Origin of the sequence: Faecalibacterium faecis (genome assembly GCF_040096475.1) — a bacterium.
Classification (GTDB): domain Bacteria; phylum Bacillota; class Clostridia; order Oscillospirales; family Ruminococcaceae; genus Faecalibacterium; species Faecalibacterium taiwanense.
This window is the reverse complement of the sequence record NZ_JBBMEP010000003.1, coordinates 69,340-96,118: the sequence shown is the minus strand read 5'-3', so window position 1 is coordinate 96,118 and position 26,779 is coordinate 69,340. Positions and strand designations below refer to the sequence as shown.

Below are 26,779 nucleotides of genomic sequence, written 5' to 3'. Positions count from 1 at the left end.
CAGACCGGACAGGAGGAACAGAACATGAAGTGTCCCTATTGCGGAGCCGAGGAATCCAAAGTGATCGATTCCCGCCCCACCGAAGACAGTGAGCGCATCCGCCGCCGCCGCGAATGCCTGAGCTGCCATATGCGCTTTACGACCTATGAAGTCGTGGAGACTGTTCCGCTTGTGGTCATCAAAAAGGACAGCTCCCGTGAGCCGTTCGACCGGCAGAAGCTGCTCAACGCCATGGTGCGTGCCTGCGCCAAGCGGCCGGTCAGCTACGAATCGCTGGAGCGTGCGGTAAGCAGCATTGAGCAGACGCTGCTCAGCTCCTACGACCGTGAGATCCCCAGCGTGCGCATCGGTGAGCTGACCATGCAGGAACTGAAAAAGATCGACGAAGTGGCATATGTTCGCTTTGCATCGGTCTACCGTCAGTTTGCAGACTAGGAGACCTCCCGTGGGTCAAAAATATTTTTACCGCGCAGCGCTTCCATCAGGTCAGCTGTGGTCAGCCGCAGCATCCGCAAGGCTTTCTGATCGATCTGCCCGTCCAAGATCACCGTCTTTGGTCTGCCGGAGAGAAAGTTGAAGAATTTCTGGCTGCGGAAGCTCAGCACGGAGCCCAGCAGTTCCAGCGCTGCAATGAGAAACAGCGGGATCAGGCTGGATGTGATGGGCACCTCTTCCGATTCAATGGAGATGGATGCCAGATTGGAAATGAGAATGGTGGACACCAGTTCTTCGGGCTGCAGTTCGCCCAGCTGGCGCTTGCCCATCAGCCGCATGGCAAACAGAACGCACAGATAAATGATGATCGTGCGGCAGATCAGAAGCTTCAAGTAACAAGACCTCCTGTCGTTTCTGGCGGAATGGATGCCGCTGCAGCCGGGCATACTGCTGTGCAAAGGAGTGGTTGGATGCGGCAGTTATCACAGAGCCTTGCGGCAAATCTTGCGGTGCTGGACAAAATGTTTGGCACCTCTGCGGATTATTATGCCAAGGAGATCACGATTTATCATTGCAGGGGAAGCATCCTGCTGTTTGACGGCATGGCAAGCCTGGATTCTTTGTGGGAGCTTTTACTGGATGCGGCCAGCCGTCAGGCACCGCCGCAGCAGGCAGGCCAGCGTTGCACTGGGCCGCAGGTCTTTGAGCTGATCCTGCACGGCTCAGCCTTTCCGGCAGAAAGTGAGCCGGTAACAGATCTGGCTGATCTGATCAAACGAATGACGGCAGGCATGGCGGTCTTACTGCTGGACGGCTGCGCAAAGGGCATTGCCTTCTCGGTGCAGGGACTGAAGTTCCGCTCGGTAGACGAGCCTTCCGGGGAGGGCAATCTGCGCGGCTCCCGCGAAGGCTTTGCCGACCTGCTGCGGGTCAATCTGAGCCTGCTGCGGCGGCTCATCCGTACCGAACATCTGGTGCAGGAGGTGGCGCAGGCCGATACCGAAATGCAAACGGAATACGCCATCTGCTACTGCAAAAACAGGGCAGACTCCGCCATGGTGATCCGTGTGCGCAAAGCGCTTGCCGCTGCAAAGCCGGAGCTTTTGCTGGATTCCAGTTACTTTGTGCCGTGGCTTCTGCCGGGCAAGGCGCGGCTGTTCACGCCGGTAAGCTACACCGAGCGGCCTGCCGTGGCGGCGGCAAAGATCTGTGAGGGCAAGATCGTGGTGCTGGTCAACGGAAGTCCCTCTGCCATGGTGCTTCCAGCTCTTTTCTGCGAAAATTTTGAGTGCTTGGACGATTATGCATCCACCGCCGTGTTTTCCTCTTTTCTGCGCATCCTCAAATATGTTTCGTTCTACCTCACAGTATTTCTGCCGGGTGTGTTCGTCTGTCTGGCGGTCTACCTGCCGGAGCTGATCCCACCACAGCTTCTGTACAAGATCGAAGCGGCGGAGAAGGCCACACCGCTGCCGCTGTTTGCGGAAATGCTGCTGGTCATACTCATTTTGGAGGTCATCCGGGAAGCAGGTCTGCGGATGCCGCAGTCGCTGGGGCATTCGGTCAGTCTGGTGTCCGCGTTGATCATCGGCGATGCTGCCATTGCCACCGGGCTTATGAGCACGCCGGTGATCTTTGTGGCAAGCATCACGGCCATCGCGGTGTTCGTCACGCCCTCTTTGTACGAGCCTGCTACGCTGCTGCGTCTGGGTGTGGTGCTGGCTGCAGGTCTTGCCGGGCCGGTGGGCCTTGCGGGGGCTTTTTTTGCAGTTCTGCTCAGTCTTTCCGGCACAGCCTGCCTGCAGGTGCCATATCTGGCGGCGCATCCGTTCCCGCAGCGGCCCATGGCAGAGGATGGCATCATCCGCCGCAACTACCGCCGCCTTTCAGCGCACGACTTTAATATCTGGCAGAAACGGGAGGGAAAATGATACAAAAACAGAAAGGCTTTTCTGCTCCCGTGCTGGCACTGAGCGTGTGGACAGCTGCGCTGGCAGAAGAAATGCAGACCGGTATCTCTCCGCGTGGGATGATCATTCATGGAGCGGTTCAGGCTCTTTTGCTCACATGTATCAGTGGGGTGTTCTCTGCCTGCTGGCAGCGGGCAGCCATGCAGTGGGTCTGGCTGTTTTCCGCAGGAGCATGGTTTCTGGCAGAGTTGTTTGGAACCGTAATGCAGGCCCAGAACATCTGCCAGCAGGAGTTCCGCTCCATGGCGCTGATCGGCCTGCTGCCGCTTTTGCTCTGGGCAGGGTGGTGTATTCCGCCTTCCGGCTGGGATGCTCCGGCACGGGTGCTGTGGTGGTTCGTGCTGCTGGGTGGGCTGGTCTGTCTGACAGGGCTTGCCGGACAGATGGACTGGGCGCACCTGCTGACGGCAGATGCTGTGCAACTGGCCCGCTGGCCGCGTGTTCCGCTGTATGCGGAGTATTTGTTCTGGCCGCTTCTTGCAGGTTATGAAGAGCCGCGCAGCATGTCCTGGCTGCCATGGCTCACCTTTCTGGCACAGGCGGGTCTTACTGCCGGGATGTGCCTCGTATTTGGCGCAGCGGATTACCCGGCACAGGAACTGCTGCGGGCATGGAGTGCAGATGTTTTCTCCCGCATGGATGCGCTGCTTTTGCTCATCTGGCTCACCTGCGCGATCTTCCGCATCGGCTTTCTCTGCGCGGCAGTGCGTACCGTGTGGCAGCGCGCGGTGCAGTGCGGGAAAGGAGCGGCAAAATGAAGCAGAAGAAACTGCGCTCTCTCAGTGCGGTGCTTTTGATCGGGTGGTGCCTGATTTTTCTGCGCTGCGAGACCACTGAAAAAAGCATGGTGCGTGCGCTGTATCTTGCTCAGAAGGAACAGTCCATCACCGTAGGGCTGCTGTATCAGGCTCCGGAAGCCGCCGCCGATGCATCCGAGGCTTCTGGGGCTGTGCAGCTGCAGTTGGCGCAGGCGGACACGCTGGCAAAAGCGCTGGCGGCGGCTCAAAAGCAACTGCCGCAAAAGGCGGATTACCGCCTGTGCGATTATCTGCTGATCGATCAAAATGCATCGGCAGAGCTGCTTGCAGCGTATGAGCGTACGGTGCTGGAAAACAGGCAGGGCAGGGTATCGGCAAAAGTTTCTGTGCTGGAGATGGACGATGGATTTTTGGAGGAACTTCCAGCGGAAAAGCAGGAATTTCCGAACAAACTGCTTGAGTTGCTCAAGCAGTGCACAGACCAGATGCCGAGGCTTTACCAGTATCAGGACGGAATGCTTCTGCCGCAGCTGCGGGCAGAGAAACAGGAAGTGGCACTTGCAGATACAAGCATCCTCTGGCGAGTGGAAAACAGCATTGAGCTGGAGGCCCGGCAGGCGGAAACAGCGCGGCTTTTGCTGGAAATGGGAGGCGTGCATACTTTCTGGCTGGAAGGTGAGCCGGTAACGGTCCGCCGATGCAGCGTGTCTGTCACCCTGCGGGAAGAAACTGCCAGTCTGCGGCTGGACTGTCAGCGCAGCTATGATACGCCGCAGCCCAGCGCCGCACAGTGCAAACAGCTGGCAGAACTGTGCACGCAGACGGTGCAGTCTTTCTGGCAGCAGGGCATCGACCTTGTGCATCTGCAGCAGCGCAGTGCATTGCAGAACGGTGTGGGCAGAGAAAAGATCACAATAAATAACGCCTGCCCGCAATTGCAGGCAGACGTGAGATTTTTACCGATGTGATTCAGTTGGCAGTGGGGAAGGTGACAGTAATGGTAGTGCCCACATCCACCTGACTTTCCAGCTTGATGCGTGCGTTGTGGATGCGTGCGATATGCTTGACGATGGCAAGGCCCAGACCGGTACCGCCGGTAGCCTTGCTGCGGCTCTTATCCACACGATAGAAGCGCTCAAACACGCTGGACTGTGCTTCTTTCGGGATGCCGATGCCGTTATCGGCCACAGTCAGGGTGCAGTGTCCGTCGCGGCTGCAGGCTGTGGTGATCTGTACCTTACCGCCGGGACGATTATAACGGATCGCATTATCGCACAGGTTCTGGCATAGCTCGTCCAGCAGGGCACGGTTGCCGTGCACAAGAGCACTTTCGCCCAGACAGTTCAGTGAGATGTAAGCCCGGCGGGCATTCAGCTTCTGGCGCTCTACGCAGTCCTTGGCAACGGTAAGCAGATCCACTGTCTCCATCTCCGGCTCAGAACCGGCTTCGCTGGCGTTGTCCAGACTGGAAAGCTGCAGGATATCGTTCACCAGCTGGATCATACGGCTGGCCTCCACATGGATCTTCTGGGCAAAGCCCGGCACATCCTCAGGCTTTGCAATGCCGGTCTCGATCAGCTCCGCATAGCCGGAAATACTGGTCAGCGGGGTTTTCAGCTCATGGCTGACATTGGCAGTAAACTCCTGCCGCATCTTTTCATTGTTCTCACGGAGGATGCGGTCAGAGTGGATGCTTTCGGCAAAGGGGACAAGCTCCTTATAGGGAACATTGTCCTGAATATGATCCAGATCTTCGGTCATGCTCAGCACAGGGGAGACCAATGCACGGGTGAGCAGAGCTGCCAGCACAGCGGCGGCCAGCATGAGTGCAACGCAGCTCAGCACGATGGCAGGCAGGGTCGAATCATAAATAGACCAGACCGTTTCTGCATCCTGTGCCATGCGCAAAATCTCACCGTTGGGCAACAGTACGGCATAGTAATAGGTCTCGTAGCCCATGGTCTGGGAGTCGCGGATGTCCCGGCCCACACCTTCGGTCATGGCCTGACGGATCTCCGGGCGGGAGAGATGGTTCTCCATGGGCTGATCGGTAGCAGATTCAAATAGCACGCTGCCGTCCTGCGAGATCAGGGTGATGCGCAGATCATTGGTAACAAAGGACGAAAGCTGCTGCGGGTCCTGCACCAGATCATAACCGGCGCTTACCAGATCGGCTTCCCGCTCAAGGCTGGTCCATGCCTGAGCCGTGAATGCCTTGTGAAAAACAAAGATGCAAAGCGCCGCCGTGAACAGCAGACCAAGGAAGCCCATCAGGAACAGGCGGTAGCTGATCTTTTCTTCCATGCTGCGCAGCTTCATTCTTCACCGGCCTCCTCTTCATCGGTCAGCTTGTAACCCACCTTGCGCACAGTGCAGATGTATTTGCCGGCATCCCCCAGCTTTTTGCGCAGGGTGCGGATATGCATATCCACAGTGCGGCTCTCCACCGAAATGTCGGTGCCCCACACCACCTGCAGAATGGTCTCGCGTGTCACCACCAGATTGGCGTTCTCCAGCAGCAGGCGCAGCAGACTGTACTCCTTGTAGGTCAGCTCCACCGGCGTTCCGCTTACAGTCACGTTGTGACGGGCATTGTCCAGCAGGATCTCGTGAAAGCTGAGTACGTTGGGACGTGCTTCCGGAGCCGAGCGGCGCAAGGCGGCGCGCACCCGGCTCAAAAATTCCATGATGCCAAAAGGCTTTGAGATGTAATCATCTGCGCCGCAGTCCAGCCCGCGCACGGTGTCCAGCTCGCTGGACTTAGCCGTGACCATAATGATGGGCAGCCTGCGCAGGGAAGGGGTGTTGCGCAGCTTTTTCAGGATGGAAAAACCGTCCTCACCGGGCAGCATCACGTCTAAGATCACCAGTTCCGGCTCTGCAGCGTGCATGGCCTGCCAGAACGACTCAGAGCTTTCAAAGCTGGTCACTTCGTATCCGCTGGACTGCAGGGCATACTGTTCCAGCTCCCGGATGGCGGCATCGTCTTCAACAATATAGATCATTTGTCAAAATCCTCCGCAGATTGATTTTCAGGGAAGAGATAGCGTTCACGGTAACGGTCAAGACGGCGATGGAATTCCTCACTTTCCTTGGTGTCATTGCCGTGACGCAGCTCGTTGAGGTATGCGTGGGTATCAAAGCTGTCCTGTGCAACCTCAATCTGTGCAACGGCTACGTTGCTGCAGTGGTCGCACACACGCTCATAGTTGGTCAGCAGGTCGTCCAGCACAAAGCCATATTCAATGGAGCAGCTGCCGGCCTGCAGGCGGGCAATGTGGTGGGCCTTGATGGCACGTACCAGCTCGTTGACCACGGCTTCCAGCGGTTCCACCTTGCTGGCAAGATGCAGATCACCCTTGCGGAAAGCATCAGTGGTGCGGTTCAGAATATCCTGCACCGCATCCTCCAGCACCTGCAGCTCGTCGCGGGCATCCTGCGAGAATTGGATGTCTTTGGTGTGCATCTCTTCGGCAGATTCCATCAGATTTACGGAATGGTCGCTGATGCGCTCAAAATCGCTGATGGTGTGCAGCAGGGTATTTACGCTCTGGCTGTCGGCATGGTTCAGCTCACGGCTGGAAAGCTTGACGAGATAGGTGCCGAGAGCGTCCTCGTAACGGTCTACCTGCGTCTCTTCCTCGCGGACTTTCTGCGCAAGGGTGTCGTTCCAATCATGAGTCAGGCTCATGGCCTGCATCACGCCCACACGGGCAAGCTCTGCCATTTCAGCAGTTGCAGAGCGTGCACGCTCCACGGCCACGGCAGGGGTGTTCAGCAGGCGGTCATCCAGCAGCGCAAAGCTTTCCTTTTCCGGCGAATCCGGAATGGTGAGGATGGCCAGTTTTTCCAGCAGGTTTGCAAAGGGCAGCAGCACCAGCGTTGCCACGATATTGAACACCGAGTGCACCACAGCGATGCCCCATGCCTCGATGGTGGTGTTCACAAAAGCAAAGTGGCAGACCGTATTCAGGCCGTAAAAGCCGACAAGGAAGATGGTCACACCGATGATGTTGAAGTACAGATGGACCATGGCAGCACGGCGTGCATTCTTGTTGGCACCCACAGAGGAGATCAACGCGGTAACGCAGGTGCCGATGTTCTGACCCATGATAATGGGAATGGCACTGCCGTAGGTGATCACGCCGGTGGCGCTCAGCGCCTGCAGAATACCCACGCTGGCGCTGGAGCTCTGGATGATGCCGGTAACAAGGGCACCCACCAGAACGCCCAGAAGGGGGTTGGAAAAGCGGGTGAACAGGCTGGTGAACCATGCCTCGTTCTGCAGGGGCAGGACGGCGTTAGACATGGTGGTCATGCCCGTCATCAGCACGGCAAAGCCGATGAGGATGGTGCCCACGCCTTTTTTCTTCTCACTCTTACACATATACAGCAAAATGCCGATAAATGCAAGCAAAGGACTGAAAGAAGTGGGTTTGAGCAGATTGATGAGGAGGCTGTCGCCCTGCAGGCCGGAAAGGCTCAGGATCCAGCTGGTGACAGTGGTGCCCACATTGCTGCCCATGATCACGCCGATGGCCTGATGCAGCTCCATGATGCCGCTGTTGACAAAGCCGACCACCATGACCGTGGTAGCGCTGGAACTCTGGATCACAGCGGTGACGCACAGGCCAAGGAAAAAGCCTTTAAGGGGGTTGTCAGTCAGCTTGCTCAGGATCTTCTGCAGCTGGCCGCCGGCCTGCTTTTCCAGTGCTTTGCCCATGATGTCCATGCCGAACAGGAACAGGGCAAGACCTCCAAGCAGGGAAAAGACATTGAAGATGGTCATAAAGATTTCCTCACTTTTGTTTGACGTGTTTTTGATGTGTTTCTCCTGATTTTGAGTATACAGATGCAATGTAAAATCCAAAATCGAGGGAATGTAAAATCCGTGTAAAGGTAAGAAAAATGTAAAAAATCAGTACATGGCTGCGCTGCTGCGTGCATTCTTGCCGGGCTGCGAAAAAGCCGCCCGCACAATATTGTTTTTTACCGATCGTTCTATTATAATAATAAGAAGGAATCCTGCACGGTACCTGACAGCAGGCAGGGCTGTGCAGCAAAAGGGAGCACAGGAGGAACAAGAATGGGCACATTCAATGTCTCGCTCAAAACGCTGACCGACCGTGTCAGTATGGAAGTTGTCTATACGCCGAAGGAACTGGATCAGATCTGTGTGGAGATCGCCGAAGTGAACCGCCCGGGTCTGTTTCTGGCGGGCTATTACGATTATTTTGATAAGCTGCGTCTGCAGATCATGGGTCTGGCCGAGATGAACTTTCTGTCCGGCCTTTCACCGGAAAAACGCTACGAGGCGCTGGATCAGCTGTTCCGTCAGCAGCCGCCGGCTGTTATCGTCTGCCGCAGCGAAGAACTGACTCCTTTCCCGGAGATGCAGGAGCTGGCCCAGAAGCATGGTGTTGCACTGCTGCGCTCCAATGAGACCACCTGCACTCTGATGGGCAGCCTGATCAGTGTGCTGAATCTGGAACTGGCACCGCGTATCACCCGCCATGGTGTGCTGGTGGAAGTGTACGGCGAAGGCATCCTGATCCTGGGCGACAGCGGCATTGGCAAAAGCGAGCTTGCCATCGAGCTGGTCAAGCGCGGCCACCGCCTTGTGGCAGATGATGCGGTGGAGCTGCGCAAGGTGTCCAACCGCCAGATCATGGGTACTGCCCCGGAGAATATCCGCCACTTCATTGAGCTGCGCGGCATTGGCATCATCAATGTGGCCCGTGTGTACGGCGTGGGCGCGGTCAAGCTGAGCGAAAGCCTTGACCTTGTGGTTCAGCTGGAAGCATGGGACCCCACTAAGAACTACCAGCGCACCGGTCTGGAAAACGAATACTACGACATTCTGGGTGTCAGCATTCCCAGCACCAGCATTCCAGTCTCACCGGGCCGCAATCTGGCTGTCGTGCTGGAAACTGCAGCCATCAACAACCGCCAGAAGAAGATGGGTTACAACGCAGCGCGTGAACTGCTGATCCGTCTGGGTCTGGACGATAAAATGGATTGATCCCACACCGCAAAAGGAGCAAGTTATCATGGAACGATTCAAGCAGAAACTGCAGGCAGCAGCGATCCCGTTCAGGGAGAATGAACCGCTTGCGGCGCACTGTACCTTTAAAATCGGAGGCCCGGCACAGCTGTTTGTCATGCCGGAAAACGAGCAGCAGCTCTGCAGTGCAGTTGCGCTTTGCAAGGAGCAGGCTGTCCGCTATTACCTGCTGGGCAACGGCAGCAACATCCTGTTTGCGGACGAAGGCTTTTCCGGCGTGGTGATCGATGTTTCGGCACTGGACGCAGAGATCGCGGTGGAAGATACAGTCCTGACCGCAGGCGCAGGTGTCCGCCTTGCGGCACTGTGTAAGGCGGCACTGAAGCATGGCTTGTCCGGGCTGGAATTTGCCTACGGTATCCCCGGCACGGTGGGCGGTGCAGTGTATATGAATGCGGGTGCCTACGGCGGCGAGATGAAGGATGTGCTCACCACAGTGCGGTATCTGGCGGCAGAAGGCGAGGTCAGAGAAGTGCCTGCCGCAGAGCTGGATCTCCGCTATCGCCACAGCATTTTTGAAGAGAACAGCGGCTGCATCCTCTCGGCACAGTTCCATCTGCAGCCCGGAAACGCAGCGGACATCCGTGCAAAAATGGATGAATTGATGGCCAAGCGTGTGGAAAAGCAGCCGCTGGATAAGCCCAGCGCCGGCAGCACCTTCAAGCGCCCGGCGGGTGCTTTTGCGGCTGCGCTGATCGACCAGTGCGGCCTGCGCGGCTATCGCCACGGCGGCGCAGCCGTCAGCGATAAGCACTGCGGCTTTGTGGTAAACCTTGGCGGCGCTACCTGCGCTGATGTGCTGGCACTCTGTGACGAGGTGCGCGCCATCGTAAAGGAAAAGACGGGCTACGACCTTGAAAAAGAGATCCGGGTCGTCCGATAACGGAAAAAGCAAAAAGGAGCGGTAGATCAGATTATGGAGCTGTTGATCGTCAGCGGACTTTCCGGTGCAGGCAAGTCGGTGGCTATGAATGCGCTGGAAGATATCGGTTTTTTCTGTATAGATAATGTTCCGGCCGGACTGCTGCCCAGCATCACTGCATTCTCGGAAGCGGGCGACAGCCAGCTGGAGCGGGTGGCTCTTTCCATGGATGTGCGCGGCTGCCGCACCAGCGAAGAGATCGAGCGTGCGCTTGACAAGCTGGATGAGCAGGGTGTGGATTATAAAATTCTATTTCTGGATGCCCCGGACGATGTACTCATGCGCCGCTACAGCGAGACCCGCCGCCGCCACCCCATCAGCATTGCCGAGGGTATTTCCACCCGGGAGGCCTTTGCAAAGGAACGCAAAATATTGAAGCCTTTGCAGGAGCGTGCAGATTACGTCATCAATACTGCCCTGCTTTCTACAGCACAAAATAAAGAACGCATCTGCGATCTTTTTGCAAAAAATGGCGGAGCCAAGGGTGCCATGCGCCTGACCGTGATGTCCTTTGGATTCAAATTCGGCATCCCGCCGGAGGCAGACCTTGTGCTGGATGTGCGCTGCCTGCCCAACCCCTTCTACGTGCCGGAACTTAAGCATAAGACCGGCCTTGATCAGGATGTGGTGGATTTTGTCATGAGCCACCCGGAAGCGCAGGAACTGCTCAAGCGGTATGAGAACTTTTTGCAGTATGCACTGCCGCTGTACGTCAAGGAGGGCAAAAGCCAGCTGACCATTGCGGTGGGATGTACCGGCGGCAAGCACCGTTCCATTACATTTGCGCGTAAGATCGCGGAGTATTGCACGCAACTCGGCTACGAGCCGGGCGTGCAGCACCGCGATGCCAAACGCTGACAGAATTCGAGGAAGTATGAGTAGTTTTGCATCCCGCGCGCGGGAGGAGATCGCGCAGCGCAGTATCCAGAAGGATTGCTGTGTGCGTGCGGCAGCTTATGGCATTGCGTGCTTTGCCAAATATTTTGATGCAAAGGGTCTGGTGGTGCAGACCGAGCAGCAGGAGACGGTGCAGGCTGCCCAGCAGCTGTTCGCACGCTGCGGCGTGCAGGGCGAGATCCTGCACAAGCAGCGACCCAGCGGCGTGCTGTATGAGTTCAACATTCGCGCGCCGGAGCAGGTGGCCCGGGTGCACGAGCTGTTCGGCACCACGGGCAGCGAGACCAGCCTGCAGATCGATCCCCGCCTTATCCGCTGTCAGACCTGCGTCAGTGCGTACATTGGCGCAGCTTTTTTGTGCAGTGGAACGGTCATTGATCCGCAGAAAGAATATAATCTGGAATTTCTTACCTCCCGCACCAATCTGGCACGGGACTTTGAAGCGCTGCTGGCAGAGCATGAGTTTGCACCGCACCGCACCCGCCGCAACGGCGTGAACCTGATCTACGTCAAGACCGGGGCCAATGTGGAACGGCTGCTCAGCTTTATGGGCGCTGGAAACGCTGCAGAGGAAATGCATGCACAAAAAGCCTTCAAACAGGTGCGCAACCAGACCAACCGACAGACCAACTGTGATACGGCAAACCTTGGCAAAACGGCCCGTGCCAATGCGCAGACGCTGAAGGCCATCCGCTTTCTGGAAGAGCAGGATGCCCTTAGCACTCTGCCGGAGGTACTGCAGGAAGCCGCTGCCAAGCGGATGCAGTACCCGGATCTTTCGCTCACAGCGCTGTGCGGCTGCTTTGAGCCGCCCGTGAGCAAATCCGGCCTGTCGCACCGGATGAAGAAGCTGGAGGCATTGGCCGAAACGCTGCGGCAGAATCTGGAACAGGAGGCAAAAGCATGAGCGAAGCATTACCCAATACCCGGCCTTTTGTCCATCTGCACATCCACACAGAGTACAGCCTGCTGGATGGTGCCTGCCGCATTGACCAGCTGATGGATCGCGTAAAAGAGTGCGGACAGACCGCCATTGCCTGCACCGACCACGGCGTGATGTACGGCTGCGTGCAATTTTATAAGGCTGCAAAAAAGGCTGGCATCAAGCCCATCATCGGCTGTGAGGTGTATGTGGCCACCCGCACCCGCTTTGACAAGGTAAATAAGATCGACGGCAACAACCACCTGATCCTGCTGTGCAAAAATGAGACCGGCTACAAAAACCTGATCAAAATGGTGTCGGCCGCCTTTGTGGAGGGCTTTTATTCCAAGCCCCGCATTGATAAGGAACTGCTGGAAAAATATCACGAAGGTCTGATCTGCCTGTCGGCCTGTTTGGCAGGCGAAGTTCCGCAGGCCATTCTGGCGGGCGATTATGAGCGCGCCAAAGCAGCAGCGCTGTGGTATCGAGACCTCTTCGGCGAGGGAAACTATTATATCGAGCTTCAGGACCATGGTCTGGAAGAGGATAATACTGTGCTGCCGCAGCTCATCAAGCTTGCACGGGAGACCGGCATTCCCATGGCAGCCACCAACGACTCCCACTATCTGCGCAAGGAGGATGCCAAAATGCAGGGCATCCTGCTCTGCATCCAGACCGGCAAGACCATTCAGGATGCGGATAAAATGGAGTTCCAGACCGACGAGTTCTATGTCAAAACGACAGACGAAATGTACGAGCTGTTCTCCATGGTGCCGGAAGCCTGCGAGAATACCGCCAAAATTGCCGAACAGTGTAACTTTGATTTTGATTTTGGACACACTAAAATTCCATATTACAAAGCGCCGAACGGTATGGATAATCAGGCGTTTTTTGAAAAGCTCTGCTGGGAAGGTCTGGAGCGCCGCTACGGCCCCAATGTTCCGCAGGCCAACAAAGACCGTCTGGAATACGAGATCGGCGTGGTCAAAAAGATGGGCTACACGAACTACTATCTTATCGTGTGGGACTACGTGAACTACGCCAAGAGTCAGGGTATCCCGGTAGGCCCGGGCCGTGGCTCCGGCGCAGGCAGCATTGCGGCTTACAGCGTGGGCATCACGGATATCGACCCCATCCGTTATAACCTGATCTTTGAGCGCTTCCTGAACCCGGAGCGCGTCAGTATGCCAGATTTTGATGTGGACTTCTGCTACGAGCGCCGTCAGGAAGTGATCGATTACGTCAACCGGAAATATGGTGCCGACCATGTGGCTCAGATCGTCACCTTTGGCACCATGGCCGCCCGCAACGCCATCCGCGATGTGGGCCGCGTGATGGGCATTCCGTATCAGCAGGTAGATGTTGTGGCAAAGCAGGTGCCCATGGAGCTGAAAATGACGCTGAAGCGTGCGTTGGAGGTATCGCCGGAACTTAAGCGGATGTACGATACCGACCCGCAGGTCACAGAGCTGATCGACACGGCCTTGAAGGTGGAGGGCATGCCCCGCCATGCTTCCACCCATGCGGCGGGTGTCGTCATTACCCCGGAGCCTACGGACTACTATCTGCCGCTGGCCACCAACGACGGCCTGCCTGTGACCCAGTTCAACATGACCGAGATCGAAGAACTTGGCCTTTTGAAGATGGACTTTCTGGGCCTGCGCACGCTGACCGTCATTCATGACGCGGAAACTGCTGTGCAGAAGCACCACCCGGAGTTCTCCATCCAGAAGCTGGATTACGACGACCCGGATACCTACAGGATGCTGGGACAGGGAGACACCGAGGGTGTGTTCCAGCTGGAATCTTCCGGCATGAAGCAGGTGCTTGTGGGCCTGCAGCCGCAGAACCTAGAAGACATTATCGCTCTGATCAGCCTGTACCGTCCCGGCCCCATGGATTCGATCCCCACCTACCTGCGCAACCGCCACGAGCCGGACAAAATCAGCTATAAGACCCCACAGCTGGCCCACATTCTGGATGTGACCAATGGCTGCATCGTCTATCAGGAGCAGGTCATGCAGATCTTCCGGGAGCTGGCAGGTTTTTCTTTTGGTCAGGCAGACAATGTCCGCCGTGCCATGAGCAAAAAGAAACATGCCGTCATGGAGGCCGAGCGGGAGCACTTTGTGTACGGCTGCACCGATCCCGGCAACGAATGCCCCGGCTGTGTGGCAAACGGCATCTCTGAGAAAGTGGCCAATGAGATCTACGATGAAATGTCCAGTTTCGCTTCATATGCGTTCAATAAGAGCCATGCGGCCTGCTATGCCTATGTGGCATTCCAGACGGCCTACCTCAAGTGCCATTATCCCAGTGAGTTCATGGCGGCTTTGCTGACCAGTGTGCTGGATAACACGGATAAGGTCATTGAATATTCCGGCGAGTGTGCCCGCCTTGGCATCAAGGTGCTGCCGCCGGATGTGAATGTTTCCAACGGCGGCTTTACGGCGGATGGAAGCGGTCAGATCCGCTTTGGCCTGAATGCGGTCAAAAATGTGGGCCGCAACCTGATCGAGAATGTGGTGAAGGGGCGGCAGAATAAGCCTTACACCAGCCTGTACGATTTCTGCAAGCGGATGCATGGCAATGAACTGAACCGCCGGGCAGTGGAGTGCCTCATCAAGGCCGGCGCATTCGATCATCTGGGCAACAACCGCCACAGCCATGTGGAGGCCGTAGAGGGCATTCTGAAGAGCATTGAGACCGACTCTCGGCGCAATCTGGATGGACAGCTGGATCTGTTCTCGGTGATGAGCGGGGAAGCACAGGGCGGTGCTTCCGAGGATAACTATGAAATAAAGCAGCTGCCGGAATACAGCCATAAGGAACTGCTCCAGCAGGAAAAGGAAGTCAGCGGCCTGTATCTGTCCGGTCATCCGCTGGATGCTTACCGGGAACAATCGGCACGCATTGCATCCCACACCATCAAGGATCTTACAGGGGAAGATGCCCATGTGAAGGATGGAGAAAAAGTGCGCATTGTGTGCGCGGTGGTAAAAAGCCGCATGATGACCACAAAGTCCAACAGCATGATGGCTTTTACCAGCGTAGAAGATCTGACCGGCACCATGGAAGTGATCGTATTCCCAAAGGTGCTGGATGCTTTCCGGGATTCACTGCACGAAAATGCAGTCGTCGTGATCGATGGCAGACTGTCGGTACGGGAGGATGAAGCTTCCAAGCTGCTGGCAGAGAGCATCGTCCCGATCGATAATTACGATCCGGCCCGACTGGATAACGGCAGGCCGGACCCGATGAAAACGGCAGCAAAGAAGCTGTATATCCGTGTGCCTTCCCGCAGCAGCAGGGAATATGCAAAGGTGGTCAATCTGCTTGGCATTTTTGATGGGGATATGCCGGTGCTCCTGTATCTGACCGATACCAAGCAGTATCTGCGTGTGCCGCGCCATCTGTACGCATCCGGCCATCCGCTGCTGTTCAAAGAGCTGGAAAGGCTGGTCGGAACGGACAACATTGCAACAAAATGACATTTCCGTGCACGAATCTTAACGCAAATCCGGCGGGATGGCTGTTTCCAAAATAAGGCGTTTGTGTTATAATGATTCAAGGCAAATGAAGTGCTTTGGACAGCGTTAAAACGGAGAACGCTGTGATACCATTGGGTAAATGAAGAAACAAATTGGAGGGAAACTCTCGTATGGAAAAGCAGATCAAAACGATTGGCGTATTGACGAGCGGTGGTGATGCTCCTGGCATGAACGCTGCCGTGCGCGCCGTAGTCCGTACCGGCCTGCATAAGGGTTACCGCATGATCGGCATTCAGCGTGGCTACAATGGCCTGCTGAACGGCGAATGCTTTGAGATGAACCTGCGCAGTGTGTCGAACATCATCTCTGCAGGCGGTACCATTCTGTATACCGCCCGCTGTCTGGAATTCAAGACCAAGGAAGGTCAGGACAAGGGTGCAGAGAAGTGCCGCGAACTGGGCATTGATGCGCTGGTGGTCATTGGCGGCGACGGTTCTTACCGCGGCGCTCGTGAGCTGGCCCACCGCGGCATTCCGATGATCGGTCTGCCCGGCACGATTGACAACGATATTTCCTGCACCGATTACACCATTGGCTACGATACCGCCATGAATACTGCGCTGGAGATGATCGACAAGCTGCGCGATACCACCCAGAGCCACGACCGCTGCAGTGTGGTCGAGGTCATGGGCCGCAACGCCGGTTATATTGCTCTGAATGTTGCAATTGCTTCCGGCGCTATGGCTGTTCTACTGCCGGAGAAGGAATTTGACATGCAGCGTGATATTCTGGATAAAATCGCTGAGACTCAGAAGACCGGCAAGCGTCACTTCATTATTATTGTTGCCGAGGGTGTCGGCCATGCACAGGAAATCGCAAACGAGATTCAGGCACGCACCGGCATCGACTCCCGCGCCACCATTCTGGGCCATGTCCAGCGCGGTGGTTCTCCCACTCTGCGTGACCGTGTGAACGCTTCTGCAATGGGCTACCATGCCGTGTGCCTGCTGGAGCAGGGCAAGTATAACCGCATCGTCGGCATGAAGGGCGAAAAGCTGGTGGATTACCCTGTGGATGAAGCTCTTGAAATGACCAAGACGCTTGACCCGGTGCTGCTGGACGTGGCAAACACCATTTCTATCTGATATTTATAAAGCCAATACTATGGAGCTGTTCTCTCGAAAAATCGGGAGGATGGCTCTTTTTTGCGTTTTAACGTAAAAAATATATAAGCTAACTGGAACTTTCTGCATTTTAAAAAAGAAAAATCGTGAATGAAAAGTGCATAGCTTAAAATTGAAATTTGTGGAAGGTGGTTTACGGGAAATTGTGAAGGAATACGCAGGGCGTGTTTTACTACTTTGGCAGGAAAATAACGATGATGCGTGAAGCAAAAATTGTAGCACAAAAAGCCAATTTTGTCTTGAACTTTTTGCCGTATGTGCTAGAATAAAAGAGAAAGGCATCCTTGTGTCCAACAGATATCTGGATGTGAATATTGGAAAGTAAATTCGGAGGTAATCACAATGGCTGATATGTTTGCACCGCTGGTAGCACAGCTGAAGGCAAATCCCAAGACGATCGTTTTCACCGAGGGCAATGATCCCCGCATTCTGGAGGCCGCTGCAAAGCTGCTGGCCGAGGGCGTGCTGAAGGTCGTCATGGTGGGCAACGAGGCTGAGTGCAAGGCTGCTGCTGCCGCCGGTAACTTTGATATTTCCGCTGCCGAGATCATCGACCCCGAGAACTATGCCGGTTTCGATGAGATGGTCAACACCATGGTGGAGCTGCGCAAGGGCAAGCAGACCGCTGAGGAGTGCACCGCGCTGCTGAAGAAGTCCAACTACTTCGGCACCATGCTGGTGAAGATGGGCAAGGCTGATTGCCTGCTGGGCGGCGCTACTTACTCCACTGCCGACACCATTCGTCCCGCTCTGCAGCTGGTCAAGACCAAGAAGGGCGCACATCTGGTCAGCTCCTGCTTCATTCTGGACCGTGACTGCGGTGAAGAGGGCCTGAAGCGCATTGCCATGGGCGACTGCGCTGTTAACATCGACTATACCGATACCATTGATAAGGCTACCGGCGAGGTCAAGGTCGCCGCTTCTGCAAAGCTTGCTGAGGTTGCTATTGAGACCGCTAAGACCGCAAAGTTGTTCGGCATCGATCCGAAGGTTGCTGTGCTGAGCTTCTCCACCAAGGGCTCCGGCAAGGGCGGCACCGTTGCTTTGAGCCATGACGCTGTGATCAAGGCTCAGGAAATGGATCCCGAGTTGGCTGTGGACGGTGAGCTGCAGTTTGACGCTGCCGTTGCTCCCGAAGTTGCACAGGTCAAGTGCAAGGGCAGCAAGGTGGCTGGTCAGGCCAACACCTTCATCTTCCCCTGCATCGAGGCCGGCAACATCGGCTATAAGATCGCTCAGCGTCTGGGTGGTTATGCAGCTTACGGCCCCATCCTGCAGGGTCTGAACGCTCCCATCAACGACCTGTCCCGTGGTTGCAACGCCGACGAGGTCTACAAGATGAGCCTGATCACTGCCTGCCAGTCTTGAGCTGACTGATTGAAAATAGCCGCCGCATTCACCGTACAAAACGGGCAGAATGTTGAGGCCTCAAAGGCAGATTTCAAAAAATGAGTATAGAAAAGCTGAGCATCTGTGAAAAAGCAGGTGCTCAGCTTTTTGCATTTTCAGTTCCGAAAAATTCTACTCTTTTTGAGGGAAAAGATGAGATTTTTGTTTTCCGCTTTTCGTTGGCGCTATTTTGCAACAGCCCCTTTACAGGTTTGCTCAGTTCTTTTCGATATACACGCTGGTGGAGGGGAACGCAAAATCCACACCGTCGGCCTGCATGATGTCCATAATGTTCAGGTTCAGGTCGTTCTGCATCTGCAAAAATTCCGCGTAGGCGTTGGTCAGCAGGTAGGCGGAGACCAGAATGTTGATGCTGGAATCGCCAAAGTTTGCAAGCTGTACGATGTTGGTATCCTTGTTGGTGTAAGGGCTTGCGTCCAGCATGGTCTGCAAGTCTTTCATCAGCTGTTCCAGCTTCGGGCGGGTGGTGCCATAGGTGACACCCAGATTGAACTTGTAGGGCCGCATGGTGCGCAGGGCGGCGTTCTGCACGGTGGAAGAGCAGATCTTACTGTTCGTCACCACATTGATGGTTTTATCCAGCGAGCGGATGCGGGTGGAACGGAAGTTGATGTCGATCACTTCGCCTTCCACATCGCCCACAGTGATCCAGTCGCCCACCGAGAAGGGCTTGTCCAGCAGAATCACGATGCCGGAAAACAGGTTGCTGGCGCTTTCCTGTGCGGCCAGCGAGATGGTCAGACCAACCAGACCGGCACCGGCGACAATGCTGCCGATGGGAAAGCCCACTTCTTGTGCCAACGCTGCCACGCACAGCACGATCACCAGCACCTTGTAAGCGGTGTCCAGCAAAGAGCAGAGTGTTTTGTTGGAGCGGATCTCCGGGCTGCAGGAAGCCAGCAGCAGGTCGGCCAGATCCGATGCCGCATACAGGCCCTCGCAGACCAGCAGGGTCATGACAAGGCGGAAGCAGACCAACAGCAGCTTGGCAATGCCGGGAATGGCCCAGGGCAGGGAAGCTGCCGCCAGATATACGCCAACCGCAGTGCACATGCGCTGGATGGGTACCGCAAAGCTGCGCAGCAGGATGGGAGTGCCGTTAAAGTGCCACTTGCGGGCCAGCAGTGCCGGAATGCCCTTTTTGCTCAGCCAGCGGCGTACCAGCCATGCGGCAAGCAGAATGAGCAGCGCGCACCCTGCGCGCGCAGCCAGTGCAAACCAGCCCTCCAGCAGCACAGAGCCAAACTCAAACGAAAGATCACGAATAGAAAAGATCATGATAACCTCCTGAATTTTATACGACCCATCTATGATACCATACCGCACCCACCCGGGCAAGAGCTTACAGAGAAGGGAGCTTGAAAGAATTACTTTGACATTTTTTGCACAAATTTTAAGATGCCCTCTTGACAAGCTGGGCCTGCCACGCTATACTTTGTGCCAGAAAGTTCGTTTCAGGGCGGGGTGAGATTCCCCACTGGCGGTAAAGTCCGCGACCACCCGCAAGGGTGCTGACCCGGTGCAACTCCGGGACCAACGGTATAGTCCGGATGCAAGAAACGGCAGGCAAATCGTTGTCTACGCGCCCTGTTGCAGTGTTTTTGTTGCAGCAGGGCGCTTTTCTATTTGTCCTTCCCGTTCCAAAAAACAAGATACGAAAAGAGCTTTCGGAACAATTTTTGTAAGGGGCATCTTACCCCGGGAAGGATCATTACCATGAAAAAAAGCACGACTCACAATCTTACTGTTGCCGCCATGCTCAGTGCGGTGGCCTTTATCCTGATGTTCATTGAGTTTCCCATTCCGATGCTCATCCCGTCCTTCGTCAAGATGGACTTTTCTGACCTGCCGGCTCTGCTGGGTGCCTTTGCTCTCGGCCCGGTGTACGGTGTGGTCATCAGCTTTATGAAGAACCTGCTGCACATCGTTATCAAGGGCACTTCCACTGCATGCGTGGGCGAGCTGTGCAACTTCATGCTGGGTGCGGTTTTCTCCGCTGTGGCAGGCGTTATCTATAAGCACCACAAGAGCCGCAAGACCGCCATCATTGGTGCTATTGCAGGCGCTGCAGCCATGGCTGTGTTCAGCGTACCGTCCAACTACTTCATCACCTATCCGGCCTATGTGCAGTTCTACCACATGCCGCTGGAAGCCATCCTCGGCATGTATCAGGCTATCCTGCCTTCTGCAGACAGCCTCATCAAGTGCCTTGTCATCTTCAATATGCCCTTCACGCTGGTCAAAGGCCTGCTGGATGCAGTGCTGTGCATGCTGATCTACAAGCCGCTGTCTCCCATCCTGCACGGCAGAAAGTAACTTGTTCTCCATCTTTTCTTCTTCTCAAATCATATAACCACAGCAAAACTCCCCGGTCAGGTCCCGCAGTGCGGTTCCCGGCCGGGGAGCTGTTATTTAGAGGAAAATATATCCGCCAGCGGTCGATCAGGCTAATGCCCCTTTGTCCAGCCATCTGCCGCGTACCAGCCGCACAAGGAACAGCACACCGCGCATGGTCAGCTCAAAGCTCATGGCCATCCATACGCCCACCAGCCCAAAATGCGGAGCCAGCAGGGAAGCCAGCGTGAGCCGGATGCCCCACATGCTGACAAGGTTCAGCACAAAGCATCCCGTGCTGTCTCCGGCACCCTGCATGGCACCGCTGGCAACGATACTGGCACCGAACATCGGTTCGGCCAGTGCTTCAATGCGCAGCACCTGTGCGCCCAGCGCAATAACTGCCGCATCTGCGGTGAAAATACCCATCAGGTTTGGCGCAAAAATGTACATGCCAACACCGGTCAGCGCCATGATGCCTATGCCCATGCCGGTGCACAGCCAGGCAAAGTTTTTTGCCATATCCCGACGGTTTGCGCCCACGGCCTGCCCCACCAGTGCAAGGGATGCATCCTGAATGCCATAGCCTGCCATGTAGCACAGGCTTTCGGCGCTCACACCCAGACTGTTGGCAGCAATGGCGGTGGTGCCAAGGCCGGATACGATGCGGATGAGCAGCACCTGCGCCGAGGAAAGAACTGCACGCTCTGCGGCCAGCGGTGCGCCTACCTTCCACAGGTTCTGCAGGCAGGCTTTGGTAATGTGCCAGGAGCCGGGCTTGCGGATGCACAGCGGGCCGTCCCGTAGCAGCAGGATGGCAAGGGTCAGCACACCGCTGATAGCGGTAGCAAGGGCGGTGCCCAGTGCTGCGCCCGGTACCCCCCAGCCAAGGCCCCAGACGGTCATTGTGCGGCCAAACACCACCATCTCACGGGTGGGATTGATAAGGCAGAAGTTAAAGATCACATCCAGCACGCAGGTCAGCACGCTGATAAGGCCCGGTGTCAGGGCATCGCCGGAGGAACGCAGCATGGAAGAGTAGGTTCCCATGATCATCAAAAAGGGCAGGGAAGCCGACCAGATGGCAAAGTAGGCCGAAGCATCCGCCTGCAGGGAAGGGTCGGCACCCAGCCATCCGGGCAGAAAGCGGCTGATGCCAATGCCGAAGGCCGCAGCTGCAAGGCCCACCACAAGGTTGAAGATCATAGATTGGCGCAATACACCGCGTGCATCGTCCTGCCGGTCTGCACCCAGATACTGTGCCACCTGAATGGCAAAGGACATATATAGACCGGCCAGCATTCCATGCATGAGCCACGTGCTGGAACTGACGATGCCAATGGATGCCGTAGCAGATGCACCGATATGCCCCACCATGGCTGCGTCGATGTACTCCACCGCAGTTACCACGATCTGCTGGAGGATGGATGGGATGCTCAGTGTGAGCACCACCTGCATGGTGTGCCGCAGCGGCACCTGTTCGCCCCGGCGCATCTGCGCCGAAAGCTGCTCAAGAGAGATGGACATGAGTTCTCCTTTTATAGAAACAATAACTTTTTCGACAGACTGATATACTATTATAAGTGCGGTGCTGCAGAAAGTCAATCAAACGTGGATTTTTCTCCGGGAATGATTGATTTTTTATGGATAGCGTGATACACTTCTCTCACAAACATAAAAGAAAGAGGAACTTTGAATATGATCGAATCACTGCTTTCGGTCGTAGGACAGCGCGGTGTCGATGCTCTGGCATTCCTGCTGGCGTTTGCCCTTACGGCTTTGATGGACTCCGTTTTTCACGATAAGCTTCCGCACGACCATGGCCGCGAGTTTGCGGTGAACGGTGCGCTTTCCAAGGGTAAGGCCCGTGGTTCCGGCCTGATCTTCGTGCTGTGCATCGCACTGGTATCGCTGGCATTCCTGCCGTTCAAGGTGGAATACGTCATCTACACCATCCTGCTCATTGCATCCATGCTGTCCGGCTACTTTGACGATGCTGCTGAAACTGCATGGAACGAGTATAAAAAGGGTATCATTGATTTTGCCATTGCCATTGTTGCAGGTGTGACCTACCTCAACTTCAACGGCTGCGGTGTGAATTTCCTGCAGTGGAGTTTCACTCTGCCGTATGCTGTGTACCTGCTGCTGATCGTTATTCTGATCTGGACCAGCATCAATGTGGTCAACTGCACCGACGGCGTGGACGGCCTTTCGGCAAGTGTTGCAGTGGTGACCATCGGCACCTACCTGCTGGCCTATAAAACAGAGCTGGCCGAGTACGGCACCGCAGGCGTTGTGTTCATGGGCGCGCTGCTGGCCTATCTGTGGTCCAACGCAAAGCCGTCCAGCCTGCTGATGGGCGATGCCGGCAGCCGCGCAATGGGCTTCTTTATCGCAATGCTGTCCCTTAAGTGCGGCCATCCGTTTGCCTTCCTGCTGGCAGCCATCGTGTTCATCGTGGATGGCAGTCTGGGCATCCTGAAGATCAGCCTGAAGCGCTTTTTGCACATTTCCATCCTCAAGAACACCCGCACCCCTTTGCACGACCACGCCCGCAAGAATAAGGGCTGGAGCGACGAGCAGGTGGTGGCCCGCTGGCTGATCATGCAGTGTGTGGCTTCGGCTTTGCTGCTGCTCATTGTCCGCGGTTAAAATATAGCAATCAAAAAAGACGCTTGGTCTTGTCTGAATATGTTTTCCCGGCAGGGAAGCATACGGCAGTGTATCAAGCGTCTTTTATTTTATAGTTCTATCATTCGTTACAGCCCGGCCTTTTTTGCTGCAGCCTGCACGACATGGCCCACCAGCACCGAGGTGGTCACAGTGCCCACACCGCCGGGTACCGGCGTGATGGCATCCACTACCGGCTCTGCTTCGCTGAACTTTACGTCACCGCACAGCTTGCCCTTTTCGTTCACATGGATGCCCACGTCTACCACGGTCTGGCCCTCACGCAGGCAGTCGGCACCCACGGCACCCATCTTGCCCATGGCCACTACTACCACATCTGCTTCCTTGCAGATGGCGGGCAGGTTTTGCGTGCGGGAATTGCAGATGGTCACGGTGGCGTTCTCGCGGTCCAGCATCATGGCTGCGGGCTTGCCTACCACAAGGCTGCGGCCCACTACGACAGCGCGCCTGCCGGAAAGCGGAATGTTGTAATACTTCAGGATCTCAAGGCAGGCCTGCGCGGTGCAGGGAGCATAGCCGAGATCGGTATTCGTGAACACACCGGCCAGAGAATCGTCCGTGATGCCGTCAATGTCCTTTTCCGAAGCCAGCGCCGCACGCACAGTGCGGTCATTGAACTGCTTGGGCAGCGGACGGAACAGCAGGCATCCGTGGATGGTATCCTCTGCGTTCACCTCGGCGATCACCTTCAGCAGATCGTCCTGCGAAGCATCGGCGGGCAGAAGAAACTGCTTTACCTCCACACCCACCTTGCCGCAGCGGGCGATCACGCCGCGCTCGTAGGAGAGGTCGTCCTCCCGCTCACCCACACGCACCACGGCCAGCGTGGGAGTGATGCCTTTTGCCTTGAGCTGCTCACATAGCGCCGCATTGCGTTCGTTCATAGCGGCTACAACGGGTGCGCCCTTCAAAATCGTTGCCATAATACTTTTCCTCACTTATTCCGCAATTTGTTCGTCACGGATGCAAAAACAGCGTCTGCCAGCGACACAAATTCATCCAGCAGTTTGTCTGTTTTTGCGTCCAACGCAGCAGCGCGCTCACGGTCTGCCATCAGCTTTGTGTTGATGAACACATTCAGGCTTGCGGCCTGCAAGGCTGCCTTGCACAGAGCGGCTGCACAGCCTGCGTCCGAGACGGCCATCACGCTGCCCTTGGCGGCGTATTCTTCCACCAGAGCAATGCCCTCGGCGCACTTTTCCATGACCTCAAGTGGCACAGCACAGGCAGCATCCAGCGCCTTTTCCAGCACGGCGGCTTTGTGTGCAGCCTGCTCTGGTGTGTCCTTGGGCAGGCCGTAGGCCGCAGCCAGCGGTGCAAAGGCATCGGCATCGGCCTGCACCAGCGCCTCCAGCTCTTTGCGCAGGGCAGCGGCCTTTGTGTTCAGGGCCTGAATGTCTGCTTCCACGGCGGCATATTTCTTTTTGCCGGTGGTCAGGTTGCCCACCATATTGCCCAGCGCTACACCGGCAGCACCCACCAGCGCCGCCGTTCCGCCGCCGCCCGGCGTGGGGGCTTTGCTGGCCAGCTCTGCGAGAAATTTCTCACAGCTCAGCTTAGTCATTTCCATTTGTAAATACCCCTCTCTGTTACATAGGCATCCAGCCGCTGGTCGTGCTCGTCTACGGCAGCATGTTCCACCCGCTGTGCCTCAAATGCAATGCCGATCTTCACCGCGTTTTTGCAGCGTGGAAGATACCGGTCGTAATAGCCCTTGCCCATGCCGACCCGGAAGCAGTCTGCATCAAAAGCCGTGCAGGGTACAAGGACCAGATCCAGCGCTTCCGGCAGCAGAATCTCCGACCGGCTCAGGATGGGGGTGCGGATGCCGTACTGTCCCATCTCCCAGCCGTCCGGGCCGGGCACAGCGGCTGTAAGGGAATACGCCTCGCCGCACACCGGATAGGCCAGCGTTTTGCCTTGCGCCTGTGCCTTTTCCGCAAGGGCAGAAAGGTCGGCTTCGGAACCAAACGCTGCGTATAGCAGGATGGTCTGCGCATTCTGCACGGCAGCCAGCTGCCAGAGGAATGCGCACAAAGCGGCATTTGCAGCCTTGCGTTCTTCCGGACCGAGAGCCTTGCGTGCGGCACGGCCCGCTTTGCGCTGGGTCTGCTTTGCTTCACTGACCGTCACCAGAGAACACCTCGCTTCATCTGAAGGTTGACTGACTTGAAAAATATACAAAAACGACACTGCATTTTTATACAAGTATAATAAACACTTCAGACGAAAAAAGCAAGCCTTTTGGCAAAATGGAAGTTGAAGATTCTGCAGCTTTCTGCTATGATAAAAGAAAGCAATTCGGTTCGTGCGCGGAGCAGGGTGGCTTGAAGAGATCCAGAGATCCGGGGCTTTCTCCGGAAATTGAGAGGGGTAGAATATTATGTACAATGAAATGATGGACACCATCGGTCTGGTCAATACCGTTGATCCGGAGTTGGCCGCAGCCATGGATCGCGAGCTGAACCGTCAGCGCCAGAACATTGAACTGATCGCCAGTGAGAACATCGTCTCTCCCGCCGTCATGGCCGCAATGGGCAGCATCCTGACCAACAAGTACGCCGAGGGCCTGCCCGGCAAGCGCTACTATGGCGGCTGTGTCTATGTGGACGAGGTGGAGAACATTGCCATCGAGCGTGCCTGCAAGCTGTTCGGCGCAAAATATGCCAATGTTCAGCCCCACTCCGGTGCACAGGCCAATCTGGCAGTTTATTTTGCTCTGCTGGATCTGGGCGATACTGTCATGGGCATGGACCTGTCTCAGGGCGGCCATCTGACCCACGGTTCTCCGGTGAACATGTCCGGCAAGAACTATAACTTTGTCTCTTACGGTGTCAATGCCGACGGCGTGATCGACTATGCTGAGCTGGAAAAGCAGGTTAAGAAGGTGCGCCCCAAGCTGATCGTGGCCGGTGCGTCTGCATATCCCCGTGCCATCGATTTTGAGAAGATCGCTGAGATCGCCCACGGCTATGGTGCATATCTGATGGTGGATATGGCCCACATTGCCGGTCTGGTGGCAGGCGGCTATCACCAGAGCCCTGTGCCGTATGCTGATGTTGTTACCACCACCACCCACAAGACCCTGCGCGGCCCCCGCGGCGGTCTGATCCTGACCAACAATCCCATTCTTGCAAAGCGCATCAATTCTGCCGTGTTCCCCGGCACCCAGGGCGGCCCGCTGGAGCATGTGATCGCCGCAAAAGCTGTCTGCTTTGGTGAAGCACTGAAGCCGGAGTTCAAGGAATATGCCCGCAAGATCGTGGAGAATGCACAGGCTCTGGCAGCAGAGCTGCAGGCACGCGGTGTCAAGCTGGTGTCCGGCGGTACGGATAACCACCTCATGCTGATCGACCTGCGTGACGAGGAGTGCACCGGCAAGGAGCTGGAAGCACGTCTGGACAGCGTGCACATCACCGCCAATAAGAACACTGTCCCTGGCGAGACCCGCAGCCCGTTCGTGACTTCTGGCGTGCGTCTGGGCACCCCGGCTGTTACCACCCGCGGCATGGGCGTGGCCGAGATGAAGGTGATCGCCGACTGCATCGCCGATTGCATCTGGCACTACGACGAGAAGAAGGACGAGATCAGTGACCGTGTGCTGAAGCTGACCCGGGATTTCCCTCTGTATCAGTAAATATCGCATTGTTTGAAAGAGGAAGCGCCTTCGGGTGCTTCCTCTTCCTTTTTTGCTGGGTTTG

Annotated in this window: 23 protein-coding genes and 1 riboswitch; of the genes, 14 read left to right on the top strand and 9 right to left on the bottom strand. The window is 56.1% G+C overall.

From position 1 onward, the window contains the following. Window positions 1-24: 24 nt before the first annotated feature. Window positions 25-435, top strand: a complete 411-nt coding sequence (nrdR, locus tag WMO17_RS02475; RefSeq protein ID WP_349137408.1) for a transcriptional regulator NrdR — start codon at window positions 25-27, stop codon at window positions 433-435. Here nrdR and WMO17_RS02470 read toward each other — a convergent pair. Further along, complete coding sequence (locus tag WMO17_RS02470; protein WP_349137407.1) at window positions 432-827, bottom strand: DUF421 domain-containing protein; 396 nt, start codon at window positions 825-827, stop codon at window positions 432-434. The genes nrdR and WMO17_RS02470 overlap by 4 nt on opposite strands. 78 nt (window positions 828-905) lie before the next feature. Here WMO17_RS02470 and WMO17_RS02465 point away from each other — a divergent pair, with 78 nt between their 5' ends. The 3 genes from WMO17_RS02465 to WMO17_RS02455 are packed head-to-tail and all read left to right on the top strand — an operon-like array spanning window position 906 to window position 4,131. Beyond that, window positions 906-2,366: a spore germination protein gene (locus WMO17_RS02465; protein ID WP_223387566.1), complete on the top strand. Its 1,461-nt coding sequence runs from the start codon at window positions 906-908 to the stop codon at window positions 2,364-2,366. Beyond that, window positions 2,363-3,163, top strand: coding sequence for a hypothetical protein (locus WMO17_RS02460; protein WP_223387567.1), 801 nt, complete (start codon window positions 2,363-2,365; stop codon window positions 3,161-3,163). The genes WMO17_RS02465 and WMO17_RS02460 overlap by 4 nt, the downstream gene beginning before the upstream one ends. Beyond that, a complete protein-coding gene (locus tag WMO17_RS02455) occupies window positions 3,160-4,131 on the top strand; it encodes a hypothetical protein (protein ID WP_349137406.1) in 972 nt (323 codons plus the stop codon). The genes WMO17_RS02460 and WMO17_RS02455 overlap by 4 nt, the downstream gene beginning before the upstream one ends. 1 nt (window position 4,132) lies before the next feature. Here WMO17_RS02455 and WMO17_RS02450 read toward each other — a convergent pair whose 3' ends face one another. The 3 genes from WMO17_RS02450 to WMO17_RS02440 are packed head-to-tail and all read right to left on the bottom strand — an operon-like array spanning window position 4,133 to window position 7,952. Next, the gene (locus tag WMO17_RS02450; protein WP_097775631.1) at window positions 4,133-5,482 is read right to left on the bottom strand and encodes a sensor histidine kinase; all 1,350 of its coding nucleotides are present in this window, start codon (window positions 5,480-5,482) and stop codon (window positions 4,133-4,135) included. Continuing rightward, window positions 5,479-6,168 (bottom strand): response regulator transcription factor, encoded by a 690-nt coding sequence (locus WMO17_RS02445; RefSeq protein ID WP_120079316.1) that lies wholly within the window; start codon window positions 6,166-6,168, stop codon window positions 5,479-5,481. The genes WMO17_RS02450 and WMO17_RS02445 overlap by 4 nt, the downstream gene beginning before the upstream one ends. Then, a complete protein-coding gene (locus WMO17_RS02440; protein WP_349137405.1) occupies window positions 6,165-7,952 on the bottom strand; it encodes a Na/Pi cotransporter family protein in 1,788 nt (595 codons plus the stop codon). Before WMO17_RS02440 ends, WMO17_RS02445 begins: the two co-directional genes overlap by 4 nt. Before the next feature lie 297 nt (window positions 7,953-8,249). Here WMO17_RS02440 and hprK point away from each other — a divergent pair, with 297 nt between their 5' ends. The 7 genes from hprK to pta all read left to right on the top strand — a co-directional run bounded on the left by hprK (window position 8,250) and on the right by pta (window position 18,011). Further along, window positions 8,250-9,185 carry an HPr(Ser) kinase/phosphatase gene (hprK, locus tag WMO17_RS02435; RefSeq protein WP_120079314.1) on the top strand — a complete coding sequence of 312 codons (936 nt, stop codon included), beginning with the start codon at window positions 8,250-8,252 and terminating at the stop codon, window positions 9,183-9,185. A 28-nt stretch (window positions 9,186-9,213) separates the two neighbouring features. Next, window positions 9,214-10,110 carry a UDP-N-acetylmuramate dehydrogenase gene (gene murB, locus WMO17_RS02430; protein ID WP_207698057.1) on the top strand — a complete coding sequence of 299 codons (897 nt, stop codon included), beginning with the start codon at window positions 9,214-9,216 and terminating at the stop codon, window positions 10,108-10,110. 33 nt (window positions 10,111-10,143) lie between these two features. Further along, window positions 10,144-11,007: an RNase adapter RapZ gene (gene rapZ / locus WMO17_RS02425; RefSeq protein ID WP_005941973.1), complete on the top strand. Its 864-nt coding sequence runs from the start codon at window positions 10,144-10,146 to the stop codon at window positions 11,005-11,007. Between the two features lie 16 nt (window positions 11,008-11,023). Beyond that, window positions 11,024-11,953 (top strand): DNA-binding protein WhiA, encoded by a 930-nt coding sequence (gene whiA, locus WMO17_RS02420; RefSeq protein WP_207698058.1) that lies wholly within the window; start codon window positions 11,024-11,026, stop codon window positions 11,951-11,953. Continuing rightward, the gene (locus WMO17_RS02415) at window positions 11,950-15,459 is read left to right on the top strand and encodes a DNA polymerase III subunit alpha (RefSeq protein ID WP_349137404.1); all 3,510 of its coding nucleotides are present in this window, start codon (window positions 11,950-11,952) and stop codon (window positions 15,457-15,459) included. The genes whiA and WMO17_RS02415 overlap by 4 nt, the downstream gene beginning before the upstream one ends. A 170-nt stretch (window positions 15,460-15,629) precedes the next feature. Beyond that, window positions 15,630-16,604, top strand: a complete 975-nt coding sequence (gene pfkA / locus WMO17_RS02410; protein WP_207698060.1) for a 6-phosphofructokinase — start codon at window positions 15,630-15,632, stop codon at window positions 16,602-16,604. A 381-nt stretch (window positions 16,605-16,985) separates the two neighbouring features. Next, a complete protein-coding gene (pta, locus tag WMO17_RS02405) occupies window positions 16,986-18,011 on the top strand; it encodes a phosphate acetyltransferase (RefSeq protein WP_349137403.1) in 1,026 nt (341 codons plus the stop codon). A gap of 237 nt (window positions 18,012-18,248) precedes the next feature. Here the strand turns inward: pta and WMO17_RS02400 are convergent, their stop codons facing one another. Continuing rightward, window positions 18,249-19,331 carry a mechanosensitive ion channel family protein gene (locus WMO17_RS02400; RefSeq protein ID WP_349137402.1) on the bottom strand — a complete coding sequence of 361 codons (1,083 nt, stop codon included), beginning with the start codon at window positions 19,329-19,331 and terminating at the stop codon, window positions 18,249-18,251. Window positions 19,332-19,499: 168 nt separating this feature from the next. Continuing rightward, window positions 19,500-19,619, top strand: a riboswitch (FMN riboswitch). A gap of 150 nt (window positions 19,620-19,769) precedes the next feature. On the opposite strand from WMO17_RS02400, the gene WMO17_RS02395 reads away from it, so the two are divergent. Then, entirely contained in the window at window positions 19,770-20,369 is a 600-nt protein-coding gene (locus WMO17_RS02395) for an ECF transporter S component (RefSeq protein WP_005941988.1), read from the top strand. Between the two features lie 126 nt (window positions 20,370-20,495). On the opposite strand, the gene WMO17_RS02390 is transcribed toward WMO17_RS02395, so the two are convergent. Continuing rightward, window positions 20,496-21,914, bottom strand: a complete 1,419-nt coding sequence (locus tag WMO17_RS02390) for an MATE family efflux transporter (RefSeq protein WP_097775476.1) — start codon at window positions 21,912-21,914, stop codon at window positions 20,496-20,498. A 171-nt stretch (window positions 21,915-22,085) separates the two neighbouring features. On the opposite strand from WMO17_RS02390, the gene WMO17_RS02385 reads away from it, so the two are divergent. After that, the gene (locus WMO17_RS02385) at window positions 22,086-23,039 is read left to right on the top strand and encodes an MraY family glycosyltransferase (protein ID WP_005941994.1); all 954 of its coding nucleotides are present in this window, start codon (window positions 22,086-22,088) and stop codon (window positions 23,037-23,039) included. 107 nt (window positions 23,040-23,146) lie between these two features. Here WMO17_RS02385 and WMO17_RS02380 read toward each other — a convergent pair whose 3' ends face one another. From WMO17_RS02380 to WMO17_RS02370, 3 genes are read right to left on the bottom strand one after another with little or no spacing between them, the layout of a single operon-like run. Then, a complete protein-coding gene (locus WMO17_RS02380) occupies window positions 23,147-24,001 on the bottom strand; it encodes a bifunctional 5,10-methylenetetrahydrofolate dehydrogenase/5,10-methenyltetrahydrofolate cyclohydrolase (protein WP_349137401.1) in 855 nt (284 codons plus the stop codon). A gap of 11 nt (window positions 24,002-24,012) precedes the next feature. Next, window positions 24,013-24,648, bottom strand: a complete 636-nt coding sequence (locus WMO17_RS02375) for a cyclodeaminase/cyclohydrolase family protein (protein ID WP_349137400.1) — start codon at window positions 24,646-24,648, stop codon at window positions 24,013-24,015. After that, the gene (locus WMO17_RS02370) at window positions 24,639-25,211 is read right to left on the bottom strand and encodes a 5-formyltetrahydrofolate cyclo-ligase (RefSeq protein ID WP_207698063.1); all 573 of its coding nucleotides are present in this window, start codon (window positions 25,209-25,211) and stop codon (window positions 24,639-24,641) included. Before WMO17_RS02370 ends, WMO17_RS02375 begins: the two co-directional genes overlap by 10 nt. A gap of 250 nt (window positions 25,212-25,461) precedes the next feature. Here WMO17_RS02370 and glyA point away from each other — a divergent pair, with 250 nt between their 5' ends. Continuing rightward, on the top strand, window positions 25,462-26,715 hold the full coding sequence (glyA, locus tag WMO17_RS02365; protein WP_005942005.1) for a serine hydroxymethyltransferase: 1,254 nt from the start codon (window positions 25,462-25,464) through the stop codon (window positions 26,713-26,715). The last annotated feature ends 64 nt before the right edge of the window (window positions 26,716-26,779 follow it).